The organism is Candidatus Accumulibacter sp. ACC003, from assembly GCF_907163085.1.
Taxonomy (GTDB): domain Bacteria; phylum Pseudomonadota; class Gammaproteobacteria; order Burkholderiales; family Rhodocyclaceae; genus Accumulibacter.
In genome coordinates, this window is sequence record NZ_CAJQTX010000003.1 from 48,638 (window position 1) to 62,856 (window position 14,219).

The following is a 14,219-nucleotide window of genomic DNA, read 5'->3' on the forward strand; positions in this document are numbered from 1 at the left end:
CCGCAGCTGATCGTCGCCAATCACGCGGCGCTGCTCGGCCGGCCGCTGCGCTTCCAGATCGTCGGCCAGGACGCCGATCAGGGTTCGCAGCTCAGCTACAGCGCCAGCGGTCTGCCCGAAGGCGCGACGCTCGACGCGGTGACCGGGCTGCTGCAATGGACTCCGGGCGCTGGCCAGGCGGGCGACTACCTGATCATGGCGCAGGTCTCCGATGGTCTGGCGAGCACGACGCTGCCGCTGCTGCTTCGCGCCGCGCTGACCCCGCCAACGCCGAGCGTGATCATCGAGAACACGCCGAGCTTCCCGGTCATCCCGGGCCAGCAAGTGCTGGTGCATGTGATCGCCGAAAGCTTCGGTGCGATCGCCGGCCTGCGACTTTTCGCCGACGACGTCGAGTTGCCGCTCGACGCGGACGGGCGGGCGCTGTTGACCACCAGCGCGGTCGGCAAGATCGCGCTGCGCGCCGAAGCGGCCGACGTAGACGGTTTCGTCGGCAGCAGCACGTCGCTGATCCGCGTCCGCGATCCGCTCGACAAGCGCGCGCCGACACCGGCCTTCGCCAGTCAGCTGGCGTTTGCCCGGATCGCCGCGACGAGCGCGCTGATCGGCAGCACCGGCGACGACAACGTCGACACGTGGACGCTGGAAATCGCCCGCTACGGCGACGAGCACTTTTCGCTGCTGGCCAACGGCGACAGCGCCGTCGATGGCGCGGCTTTCCTGCAGCTCGATCCGAGCGGCCTGGCCAACGGCTTCTATTCGTTGCGCCTGCGGGTCGTCGACCTGGGCGGTCGCCGTGGCGAGGCGAGCATCACCATCGAGGTCGATTCGGCGAGCAAGCAGCCGCAACTGCTGCGCTCGGAGACCGACTTCGTGCTCACCGTCGGCGGTCACGATCTCTCCTTCGCGCGCCACTACGATTCGCTGGCGCGCTCGATTCCGGGCAGCTTTGGCGAGGGCTGGCGGCTGGCTTTCCGCGACGTCGATCTGCAGACCGACGCGTCGCTGACCGGCCGTGAGACGGCCGGCGTGCTCGGCACCTTTGCCGATGGCCAGCGCGTTTTCGTGACGCTGCCCGATGGCCGGCGCATGGCTTTCAGCTTCGCGCCGCAAAAGCACTCGATTCCGGGTCAGACCTGGTATCTGCCGGCCTTCGTTGGCGACGCCAGCGGCTGGTCGCTGGAGGCGCCGGCGACGCTGTTGCAGCGCGCCGGCAGCAGCTATTTCGAGCTGCTCAGCGGCCGCGGCTACAACCCGGCCAACGCCACCGGCACCGACTACGTCCTGGTCGCTCCCGACGGCACGCGCTACAGCATCGGCGACGGCGAAGTGCGCGAGATCGCCTTTAACGACGGCGTTCGTTTGCTGCTCAGCGATAGCGGTATCGTCGCCAGCAACGGCCAACGCGTGCAGTTTTCGCTCAACGCCGATGGTTTCATCGAACGCGTCGTCGCCGACGACGGCCGCCAGTTCCTTTACGATTACGACGCGTCGGGTCGCCTGCTTGCCGTTCGCGATCTCGAAGCGGCGCGCTCGCAGCGCTACGGCTACGAGGAGGGCGCGCTCGGACGCCTGGCGATGCTCGCCAGTGCTGGTGGCGGCAGCGTGTTCACTTACGGTGACATGGGTGGCTCCGGCGTTGTCGAGCAGGCGATCACCGCCGACCTCGGTTCGTCGATCGGCTATCTGGCGGCGCCGGTCGCCGGCAATCTCGCCGCCGGCGAGAAGGCCCGCTTCGCGTTCACGCTGCGCGACTCCGAACTGGCGTCGACGGCCAGCGGCTCGGTCTACCTGGGGCTGGTCGTCGAGGGCAGTGGTGGCCTGCTGCCGCTGCTGCCGGTCTTGCCGGGACTTGCCCCGGTGGCTTCGTCCGTGCAGGGCCAGCGTGCCTTCGCGCTTTACAAACTCGATCGCGCCGGACTCAAGTTGATCGACGTCGGCGCGGCGAGCGCTGGCAGCTACCAGCTATCGCTGTTCGTCGCCGGCGACGCCAACCGTGACGGCAAGGCCGACGGCAGCGACGCGCAGCTGATCGCTGCCGCCGCCGGCTTGCATAGCGGCGACGTCGGCTACGCGCTGGCGCTCGACGCCGACGGCAACGGCGTGATCGATAGCCTCGACCTGCAGTTGCTGATGCAGAACACCGGTTTTACGCCCAATCGGGCGCCGCTGGTGGTCGCCGGCACGGTCAGCACGCACGCGGATCTGGACGTCAGCGCGCCGGTAGCGAGCTTCGTCAGCGATCCGGAAGGCGACCGCAGCTTTTTCTCGATCGTCGGCGCCAACCACGGCGCGGCGCGGCTTTCGGGTGACGGTCGTTCGGTGATCTTTGCGCCCGAGATGGGTTTCGTCGGTACGGCCGATTTCACCATCCGTGCTGACGACGGCTTCGGCCAGACGATCCAGAGCATCGCCGTGATGATCAGCAACGCGGCCTTGACGCGTATCGACTTCGCCGAGCGTGTCTTGCGACTCGACGTCGGCGAAGCGCGGCGGATCAGCCTGGTCGGCGATTTTGCCGACCAGAGCGGCGTCGAACTGCCGCTGTCGTACGTCACGCTGAGCAGCAGCAAGGCGAGCAGCGGCACGATCACCAGCGGCGGCCGGATCAGCGCCGTCGGCAAGGGTTCGGGCGTGCTCGTCGCCGAACGTGGCGACTTGCGCGCGGCGACGTCGTTCACCGTCGGCACGCCGACCGAGACCGTCGCTGCCTACGTCTTCGGAATGGGGATCAACGTTTATCCGGGCGCCGTCGCGCTGGTCGAGAACGGTGGGCAGCGGCAGATCGTCGCCAGCCTCGCCGGCCAGGTCGATCTGACGCCAGCGAGCAGTGGCACGCTCTACTTTGTCGGCAACGACCGGGTGCTGAGCGTTTCGGCCGACGGCCTGATCACCGGCAAGGCGGCGGGGAGCTCGACGGTCACGGTGATCAACGGTGGCGGTGAGTTCGTTCTGTCGGCGATGGTCGAGGCGCCAATCAGCGGGCCGGCGGTGCTCGGCAGCCTCGGCGGCATCGTCGAGGGAGGCGATGGCTCGATCGTCGCGGTTGCGGCGGGTGCGCTGACCGGCAATACGCCGGTCTCGATCGTCGCGCTGGCGCCGGCGATGCTGCCGCTGAGCATGCCCGAGGAGATGCTCATGGCCGGCGCTTTCCGGCTCGAGGTCGGCGACGGCAAGCTGGCGACGCCGGTGCAGCTGGCGATTCCGACCAGCGGCCTGGCCGCCGGCACCAAGGTCGTCTTCATGCGCTACGCCGAGGTGCCGACGCCCGAGGGGACGCTGCTGCCGGTCTGGCTGCAGGAGGAAACCGGCATCGTCGGCGCCGATGGCATGGCGCGCACGTCGTCACCGCCATACGCCGGCGTCGCCATCTCGGGCGTCTATATTGCCGGCGTCGCATCGGACGCCACTTTCGGACAGATCCGCGGGCGGACCTACGGCACTTTCCCGTCGGGGATCAACGACGGTGGCTCGTCGTTTGCCATGCTCTCGTCGCTCGGCGGCGGCGCGGCGATCGGCGCGGCTTTCTCGCTGACCACCGGTTTCATCATGACCGCCTTGTTCGGCGCGCGCGAGCTGCAGATCATTTCGGTGCCGGCGCAGGGTCTGCCACAACGGACCACGGTCGGCGTCGAGGTGGCCCCGGGCAAGGTCAGCGACTACTCGATCCAGGTCGTCAATCCGTACGAACCGAACACCTCGGCGGCCAGCGAGCCCTTCATCTCGGAGGCCCGGCTGGTCTTTCGGCCGGCCGACGCCAACGCCTTCGCTCCCTTCGTCGAGATCACGGGCGATCGCTTCACCTACGACAACCCGCCGGCGCCGGCTACGGCCAAGGACGGCAGCGTCATCACCGACCTGATCGTCATCTTCGAGGCGCCCGATGGCAGCCACTACGAGGTCCATCCCGACGCCTCGAGTTCGCCGACGCAGGTTTTCGTACAGGTGCCGCAGTCGGTAGCCATCGGTACCGCCAAGGTCTACGTCAAGCGACCGCAGGTGCTCAGCAACAATGGCGCCTGGGACAAGCTGGTCGGCAAGGAAAGCAACCGCGTGCAGCTGTCGTACGACGCACGCTACGTCTTTGGCGGACTCAGCGGCAACCAGCTGCTGGTGATCGACAGCCAGACCAAGTATCTGGCGGCGCGGATCCCGATCGGCGGCGACTACCCGGCGCCGCGCTCGGTGGCGATCAGCGCCGACAACACGCGCGCCTACGCGACGCTGCGTTTCGAGAGCGCCGTCGCCGTCGTCGATACCGTCGCGCTGCAGCAGCTCGACGCCGACGGCAACCTGGCCAACGGCGTCAGCACTATCGAGCTGCTGCCGGGCGCCCGGCCGTTCTGGATCGCGGTCAGCAAGAATGGCAACAAGGCCTACGTTTCGGACGAGGTCGCCGGGCGCATCTACGTGCTCGACATCGATCCATCTTCGGGCAGCTACCACAAGCTCGTACAGACTCTCGATGTGGCACCGGCGCCGTCCGGCCTGCGCGGCATGGCGATCAACGCCAGCGGCACGCGGCTGTTCGTCGCCGCTCCCGAAAAGACCTTGTTCGGCGGCAGCGGCAGCGGCGACGGCAGAGTCTTCGTGGTCGACGTCGAAGAGGGCAGCGAGACCTACGGCGAGGTCGTTGAAGTCCTGCTGGCCGGCGGCGAACCGTACGGCGTGTCGGCGACCAACGACGCCAACGTGATGCTGTACACCAACCGCCTGTCGGACTCGCGGGGCGTGGTGATCGTCAAGGGCGATGTCGGCAGCTACACGCAGACCGCCGTCGCGATGCATCTGGGTCCGGCGACCGACTACTTCGACGTCAACAATGCGATCTCGGTGGTGCTCTCGAAGGACGGCGAGTACGCCTTCGTCTCGGGCTTCAACGTCTTCATTCAGGACAATCCGTCGCACGACCCGAACTACGACCCCTTCCACCCGGCCGGGGGCAACGTCGGTATCATTCGCGGCCCGCTCGGTGCGACGCCGACGCTGGTCGCCGCAACGCGTCCGGTGCCAATGTCGTGGCCCGACAATCTGGTCCTGTCGCCCGACGGCGACACCCTCTACAGCGCCTACCGCGGTCAGCGGGTGGTGATGGGCTTCGACGTACAGGCGATGATAACAGCGGTCAATAACCCGGACTTTGCCGGGCAGCTCGACCGCAAGCCGATCGACGATCTCGCGCCGTCGATCAACGTTCGCTCGAACTTCAAGATCATCGAGCCCGGCAGCTACTTCACGGACCCGGTCTTCGGCGTGCCGGCGGGCGAGGAGTTCACCGGCCCGATCGGCGTCGGCGGGCAGGCCAACGGCCTGGTCGCGCAGGGCGGCGCGTCGCTCGAACTGCTGGCGCCCGGCAAAACGACGAGCGAGTTGCTACCCACGTTCTCGTGGCTGGTAAAGGGCTTCGAGAACGCCAAGAGCCGGCTCTACGTCAGCACCTACCGGGGCAGTGAAGGCCTCTTCCCGAGCGACCTCGGGAAGCCCGATCAGAACGCCGACCGGATCTTCGCGTCCGAGTTGCTCGACGCGAGCAGCATCGACCAGCAAGGGTCGGCGATTTTCATCAAGGCGCTGACCGAGAAACTCAAGCTGACCGCCGGTCAGCAGTATTTCTGGGGCGTCGAGGTGGTGTCGCCGGCGGGCACGGTGGTCGCCCGCGACTGGCGCGTTTTCAAGACCGAAGCCTTCCGCGACGCGTCCAAGCCGTTCAGCAGCGTGACACTACTGACGCACGGCTTCCAGCTCTCGCCGACGGCGCCGACCAACGTCGCCGAGAGCATTGCCCCGTTCATCGAAATGGCCGAGGACATCGCCCGCGCCGGCGGCGAGGGCGTTGCCGCGCTGTACCAGAAGACCAGCGGCCGCTGGCTGGTTTTCTACAACGGCGCCACCTTCGCAACGAACGTCGATCTGGAAACGGTGTTGGCCTCGCCGGCGATGGCCGGCAAGCCGGTGGTGCTGGTCAGCGACTGGTTCAACGAGTCGGATTTTCCGACCAACGGCTTCAGCGAGGCGGCCGCCGACGCGCTCTATTCGGCGCTGGCCAGGCTCAACTTCGACGTCGGCGATAACAAGCTGTTCGGCTCGCCGCTCCACCTCATCGGTCATAGCCGTGGCACGGTGGTGAACAGTGAAATCGCCCAGCGTTTCGGCATTTACGCCAAGGACGTGCGGCTGACGATGACCTCACTCGACGTCCATGATTTCAATCAGCCGTCGCTCGACATTCCCGTTGGCGAGTATATCCAGTTGTTTGGCGGTGTTCTCGGCGTACTTGGCCTGGGCGGACTTGGCGCGCTGACGCAGTTATGGGGAATGCTGCCGACCAACGAGATCATTCCGACGGGTAACTTCCTCGATCCCGACGTGCAGCGCTGGAGCAACATCGATTTCGCCGAGCACTATTTTCAGATTCTCGCCAGTCCGACGGCGCTGCCGCTCGGCAGCGGCATCGTGTCGACACCGAACGGCCGCTTTGTGCCGAATTTCGACGTCAGCATTAATCTTAACGGTCGCGCCGGCTTCACCGTCGACGACGGGCTGGCGACGCTGACCGCCCTCAACGATGGCTCGCTCAGGCCGGGCGGCCCGCACAGCCGCGTTTGGCGCTGGTACGGCGCAACCACCGATCTGTCGGCGGTGAACTTCGACAAGGCCGGCGAGCCGGTCTACCGGCGCCTGGCCGACCGGGACGCGATCGAGTTCCAGGGTGTCAGCATCCCCTGGTACAACGCGCAGTCGTTTGCCCTTGGTTCGGGTCCCTCGGAAGGTATCGGCACCGGTTGGGCGCTCTCGCCGCAGGGTGGCGTGCCTTTTGCCGGTACGCCGAGCACCATCCGCATCCCGGTGAGTTTCGACAACAGCGAGACGATCAATTCCTCGGGCTTGCCGGTACCCTCGGTTTTCAACGGCGATTTCGAGGAAGGCGCGCTCAACCGCAGCTGGCTCCTGCAGTACTCGGCGGGTGGCCTGGCAACCAACCTCACCGGCGATCTGCCGGGTTGGTCGTTCCATGGCGGCAAATTCGCGGCAATCTACGCTCCCGGCGACCGACTGGTCACCTTGGGCAACGGCCAGCACGCGGCGCTGCTCGACGACGACAATTCGTGGATCCAGCACAACCGGATGGTCGTCCCCGATTGGGCCGAGTACCTGAGTTTCGACGTCCAGGTACTTGACGCGGGTGACAGCGAGACGCTGCGGGTGTCTGGCTACCTGCCCGACTCGGACAGCTGGATTTTCCTCGGCGCGGTTGCCGTCGACAGCGAGAACAGCGGTTTCGTCAACCGCTTGCTGGAAGTCCCGGTCGAGTTCCGGGGCGCCGAACGGATGTTGAAGTTCTCGCTCAGCGCTGGCGGCTCGGCCGACGCCGAAATCCTGCTCGACCATGTCCAGTTCTCGCGCGGGCTGATCACCGACAGCACCACCGACGAGAGTGACCGGGGCGTATTCTTTACCGATACGGCGGGCGGTTTCGACAGTCAGTGGGTGGAGCTGACCAATGGCTTCAAGGAATCGTTCACGGTTACCGTGACGACCGACCCCAACGACTTCCTGGTGTTGGTCGACGGCGGCTTCGAAAAGGCGCTCAACGACAACCTGGCGCACGCGCCGATCTACGAAAACCTGCTGCTCAATCCCGGCGACAGCCTGCACCTCGACCTGAAAGCGAGGTTCGGCGACAAGTTCGTCAAGACCTACGCCGACGCCGACCTGCCGATCGAGAAGACTGCCTTGTACTTCACGATCACGCTCGGCAACGGCACCGTCCGCGACGAAGTGGTCGATCTCTTCTACCTGCCGGACTTTGCCGACGGTGACGCTGGCGATGGCGTGTGGACGATGATGGACACGCTCGACGGCAAGACGCGAACGCTGTCTTTCGACAATGCCGCACAGGTAGACGTCAAGCCGCTGTTGAATCAGAGCGGACGATTCTCGGTCGAGGTCGTCGGCGACATCGCGCAGGGGATCAAGTACCAGTCGGCGAACCCCAGCCCGATCGACGACTTTGCCGAGTACCAGATCGAGGAGGGCGGCCGCAACCTCGGCAAGATCACCGTCAAGGCGCGCGCCGTCGAGAAACAGACCGTTGGCGTTTCGCTGTCGACGCTGCGCACGATGGTGCAGGCGATTCGCAGCGAGTACGAGCAGTGGCTCGCCGACCCGACGACGCCGGTGCACGACGCCAACGGTTTCGCCACCGGCAACTACGGCACCTTCGTCAACCTCTTCTCGCCGGTGATCAGCGACGCCGAATGGGCCGACGTGCTGACTGGTTTCCACAACGTTTTCGGCAAGGACCCGAATGCGCTGGGGCCGGTGTACCCGGCGTCGATCTACCTGCCGAGTATCGAGCAGGACGAGTTTGCCTACGCGGAAAATGGTCTCAATCCGATTGTCATGATCAACCGGGCGTGGCTCAACGTCACCGACGACGAGTCGCGCAGCTTCGCCGGGCTCGACTTTGCCTATACCAGTTTCGAGAACGATCTCACCGAGGCCGGTGGTGGCGTCAACAGCTTTGGCGGCAAGGTTCTGCGCGATGACATTTCGATTCCCGCCAAGCGCTTCCTGTTGTCGCAAGTGGTCAATCCGCTGCGTACCGGTGCGATGGCCGGCGGTAAGCCGATGACGCTGGTCGTCGATGGCATCCTGCGCGCGTATGTGGATGTCGGCGACACGCGCCAGGACGTCGGCGAGTCCTTCGGCTGGGTCGTCGGTCACGAACTGGCGCACAACCTCGGGCTGTTCGACGAGTACATCTACAATCCCTTCGAGTCGGTGCCACGCAACGGCGGCGACAACTTCATGTCCACCGCCAACACCGTCACCGTCGCCGATCGGCAACGTGAAGCGTTGCACCTGGCGATGGACAATCCCGAGACGACGGTATCGCTGGCCGGCACCAATGCCCTGGCGACCTGGTATCTGGACCTCGACGCGCTCGACGCGTCAAACCGTCCCGGCCGCACTGCGAAGGTGCTGGCGCCCGGGGTCGGTGACGGTGCTGCCGAAGCCGATCCACTCACCGCCTTGCTGGCTTTTGTCGGCATGCAGGGCGCGATGACGGCCGCAGTGACTTCGCAATCGCTGCTCTTCAACGGTGAGGTCCACACCGGTATCGTCAATGGCGGTTTCGATGTCGCCGACGTGACGGCGACCGATTTCGGCTGGATGGCGGTCGGCCAGGCCGGCGTGGCCAAGGGCCAGGGCGCTCTCGGCGAGGACCCGCGGCTGGCGTCGCGCCTGGCGCAGAGCTTCGCCGTTCCCGAGAACGCGCAGCTGCTGCGCTTCGAACTGCTCGGCGCCGATTTCGTCGCCAACGACGACGGCCCGTCCGACGCATTCGAGGTGGCGCTGCTCGATACCGCCGGCAACGCCGTCGCCGGCACCATCCCGGTGAGCAACAGCGACGCGTTGTTCAACGTCCAGGCCGGCGGCAAGGTGTTTGCCGCGGCGTCGGTCAGCGCCACCGGCCTGCTCGACCGCAACGGCGGCACGCTGGCGCTCGCTCAGCCGCTGACCGTCAGCATCGACCTGAGCGGTATCGCCGCCGGCACCGTGCTGACACTTTACTTCGACCTGCTGGGATTTTCCGGAGCGGCGAGTCGGCTGCGGATCGATAACGTCAGCATCATCAGCACCGCTGACAGCGGCAATCTGCCGCCGCTCGCCAGCAGCAGTGCGATCAGCGCCAGCGAAGAGGGCGCCGCGGTGGCGCTCGGCCTGAGCGCGCCTACCGACGTCGATAGTCCGCTGCTGTCGATCGTCGTCGGTGCTCTGCCGACGATCGGCGAGGTGCAGTACGCCGACGGCAGCGCGGTCGGCGTCAACGACACGCTGAGCAGCGCCCAGCTGCTCGGCTTGAAGTATCTGCCGCCGGCCGAATATAACGGCCGCGATGCCGTTGGCCGTTTCTCCTACCGCGTCAGCGATGGGGTCAGTACGGTCAGCGGCGAGACGGCGATCACGCTGACTGCGGTCGACGACGCGCCGGTCGCCAGCAGCAGCGCGATCGTCGCCAGCGAAGAGGGCAGTACGGTGGCGCTCGGTCTGAGCGCACCGACCGACGCCGATAGCGCGTCCTTGCGCATTGTCGTCACCGCCGTGCCGATGATCGGCGAGGTGCAATACGCCGACGGCAGCGCGGTGGCCGTCGACGATTCCCCGAGCAGCTCGCAACTGCTTGGCTTGAAGTATCGGCCTCCGGCCGAGTACAACGGCAGCGATGCCGTCGGCGCCTTCGCTTACAGCGTCAGCGACGGTAGTAACACGGCGAACGGCGTTACGACGATCGTCGTAAGACCGGTTAATGACGCGCCGGTCGCCAGCCGCAGCGCGATCACCGCCGTCGAGGGGAGCGCCGCCGTGGCGCTCGGTTTGAGCGCGCCGAGCGACGTCGATAGTCCGCTACTGAGCATCGTCGTCAGCGCGTTGCCGACGCTTGGCGTCGTTCAATACGCCGACGGCAGCGCCGTCGGCGCCAGCGACAGCTTGAGCAGTGCCCAACTGCTCGGACTGAAGTACCTGCCGCCGGCGGTAAGCGACGGCAGCGATGCCGTCAGCAGCTTCAGCTACAGCGTCAGCGACGGCAGTCGTTCGGTGACTGGCCAGACGACGATTACCGTGATCCCGAGCAACTACGCGCCGGTCGCCAGCAGCAGCGCGATCATCGCCAGCGAAGAGGGCAGTACGGTGGCGCTCGGCCTGAGCGCGCCGAGCGACGTCGATAGTCCATTGTTGAGTATCGTCGTCAGCGGCCTACCGACGCTTGGCGTCGTTCAGTACGCCGATGGCAGCGCGGTCGCCGTCAACGATTCGTTGAGCAGTGCGCAGCTCATCGGCCTGCAGTATCTGCCGCCTGCGGAGTACAACGGCAGCGACGTGGTCGGTCGCTTCAGCTATCGCGTCAGCGACGGCCAGCGCACGGCGACCGGCGAGACGATGATCGTCGTCACGCCGGTCAACGACGCGCCGGTCGCCAGCAGCAGCGCGATCAGCGCCAGCGAAGAGGGCGCGGCGGTGGCGCTCGGCCTGAGCGCGCCGAGCGACGTCGATAGTCCATTGTTGAGTATCGTCGTCAGCGGCCTACCGACGCTTGGCGTCGTTCAGTACGCCGATGGCAGCGCGGTCGCCGTCAACGATTCGTTGAGCAGTGCGCAGCTCATCGGCCTGCAGTATCTGCCGCCTGCGGAGTACAACGGCAGCGACGTGGTCGGTCGCTTCAGCTATCGCGTCAGCGACGGCCAGCGCACGGCGACCGGCGAGACGATGATCGTCGTCACGCCGGTTAACGACGCACCGGTCGCCAGCAGCAGCGCGATCAGCGCCAGCGAAGAGGGCGCGGCGGTGGCACTCGGCCTGAGCGCGCCGAGCGACGTCGATAGTCCATTGTTGAGCATCGTCGTCAGCGGCCTACCGACGCTTGGCGTCGTTCAGTACGCCGATGGCAGCGCGGTCGCCGTCAACGATTCGTTGAGCAGTGCGCAGCTCATCGGCCTGCAGTATCTGCCGCCTGCGGAGTACAACGGCAGCGACGTGGTCGGTCGCTTCAGCTATCGCGTCAGCGACGGCCAGCGCACGGCGACCGGCGAGACGATGATCGTCGTCACGCCGGTTAACGACGCACCGGTCGCCAGCAGCAGCGCGATCAGCGCCAGCGAAGAGGGCGCGGCGGTGGCACTCGGCCTGAGCGCGCCGAGCGACGTCGATAGCCCATTATTGAGCATCCTCGTCAGCGGCCTGCCGGCCATCGGTGCCATTCAATACGCCGACGGCAGCGCAGTCGCCGTCAACGATTCGCTGAGCAGTGCGCAGCTCATCGGCCTGCAGTATCTGCCGCCTGCGGAGTACAACGGCAGCGACGTGGTCGGTCGCTTCAGCTATCGCGTCAGCGACGGTCAGCGCACGGCGACCGGCGAGACGACGATCGTCGTCACGCCGGTCAACGACGCGCCGGTCGCCAGCAGCAGCGCGATCAGCGCCAGCGAAGAGGGCGCGGCGGTGGCGCTCGGCCTGAGCGCGCCGAGCGACGTCGATAGCCCATTGTTGAGCATCGTCGTCAGCGGCCTGCCGGCCATCGGTGCCATTCAATACGCCGACGGCAGCGCGGTCGCCGTCAACGATTCGCTGAGCAGTGCGCAGCTCGTTGGCTTGCAGTATCTGCCGCCTGCGGAGTACAACGGCAGCGACGTGTTCGGTCGCTTCAGCTATCGCGTCAGCGACGGTCAGCGCACAGCGACCGGCGAGACGACGATCATCGTCACGCCGGTCAACGACGCACCGGTCGCCGTTCCCGACAGTGGCCGTGTCGACGCGCGCAGTTCGCTGTTGATCGACGTCCTGGCCAACGATACCGACGCCGAGAATCAGGCGCTGACCCTGGTCAGCGCCGCTGGTGCTGTGCACGGCAGCGTGACGATCGAGAACGGCAAGCTGCGTTACACGCCGCTCGCCAATTACTTCGGCGCCGATCGCTTCAGCTACGTGCTGGCCGACAGTGGCGGCGCCAGCGCCAGCGGTGTCGTCGAGGTTCTGGTCACCGGCCAGCGCGCGCCGAGCTTGAGCATTGGCGGTTTACCGTCGACCTACGTCGGCGAGTCCTACACGCTGCTGCTGAGCAGTGGCGACGCTGCTGACGGCGGCATCCGCAACTGGCGGATCGACTGGGGCGACGGGCAGGTCGTCGACTATGCCGGTAACGCGCGTCGCCTCGAGCACCGCTATGCCACTGCGGCGGGGACGCTGGAGATCCGGGCAATAGCCACCGACGAAGGTGGCAGTTATGCCCTCGAAGCGCTGCCAGTGGCGGTCATCCGACAGCCGTTGCAACTCGCTTCCTTGCCGACCTTCACTTCCTTTGCTGCCGGCCGCAACGGCGTCGCCGGCACTGCCGGCGCCGGGCAGCAGGCCAGCGGCGTCGAGCGACTGCTGACGTCGTCTGCAGCAGGCATCGCCATACCCTCCGCTAGCGTGTTCGGCGTGTCGCCTGGCCTGGCGACCGACTACGCGACGGCGGCGGCGGAAGAGCGCTTTGCCGTGCTGCCACAGATCGACTTTCGCCCGCGTCCTGCCGGCTTCCGCTTGCCGCTGGGCGATGGGCGCGGCGAGCGCGACGATTGGCGGAAGTCGTTCGTGACCAATATGGCGAAGAAAGCGGACAAGCCGAACAAGGACTTGCGAGTGACGCCCGGGCCGTCACGGCCATCGCCAGTGGCACCCGAAGAGCTTCTGGAAAATGCACCGGGGCGCACGCTGGAGGGTGCACCAGAGCGCCTTCCCGATCGCGCCGAGCCGCTTGAGCCGGATCACACGCCCGCGGCCGCGGCGAGCGCTGCGCAGGAAGCGAACGCGGACGGCCAGGACGACCCGACGCTGGCGAGCATGATGCTGGTGTTGCCTCTGGTGCCGCTGGAACCGGCATTTTTCAGGAGCGTTCTGGCAAGAAGGGCGTGGCCGGCGCGAAAGCTGCGGCCGTCAAGGACCAGCGGCAGCGCATCGGGATGAACGCCTGGTCGGTGAACAGCGGCTAGCACCACACGTTTAAGGTCACGGCCCGCGCTCGCCGATGCCTTGCGACGACCACTTGAGCGAAACGTAGGCATGCCAATTTTGGCATTTGCCAGCGCGCCGCCACGGCATTTTTTTTATTTCTCCGATGGGCGAATCGTGTAGCATTCGCGACGCTGACCAGCGTCCTGCGGCAAGCCGATGGGCGTCAGTCATCGGTGCATGCGTGCTTTGCCGATAGGGCGCCGGGCGCTGCCGCTGGAATGAACGCGTCATGGAATTTTCGGTCCTATACCAGTCGCACGCAGGGATGGGAAGTTGCTGGCGGCGCGCCGCTCGCGCTGCACGCAACAGTGCGAAATTTCTCTGATGGCGAGGCTCCCGCGGCGGCCAAGCGATGTCCCGTACAGGCGCTCCGGTACGGACCTAGGTGTGTAGGGATGTAGTACTCCCGTCGTGAGGCGGGGCCAGCGACTGCCACGACTCTCCCCAGCGGGAAGTAGTCCGGCCGCCATGATGTTCGTCAGCATCGCAGCCAGAGGAGACTCAGTGGCCGGCAGTCAATTACACAGCGAAAGCAAGCTGAGACTGGCTCGTTTGACGGCTTCCCGGCGTCCGCTCGGCTTGTCGGATCCGCTCAGCTCCCCGGCCAGCCCGGCTCGCCGCCGCGGTCTTTTCTCCGGACCTCCTCTTCCTCGGGACTACTC

The 14,219-nt window shown here is 66.3% G+C and carries 1 protein-coding gene (cut by a window edge); it reads left to right on the plus strand.

Annotated elements, in window-relative coordinates; all coding sequences use genetic code 11:
- Positions 1–13,509: the 3' end of an Ig-like domain-containing protein gene (locus QZ656_RS06675; RefSeq protein ID WP_291992682.1), read on the plus strand. Its footprint begins 23,256 nt before the window's first position; only the last 13,509 of its 36,765 coding nucleotides appear in the window; its start codon lies off the left edge, out of view; the stop codon is at positions 13,507–13,509.
- Positions 13,510–14,219: the final 710 nt, after the last annotated feature.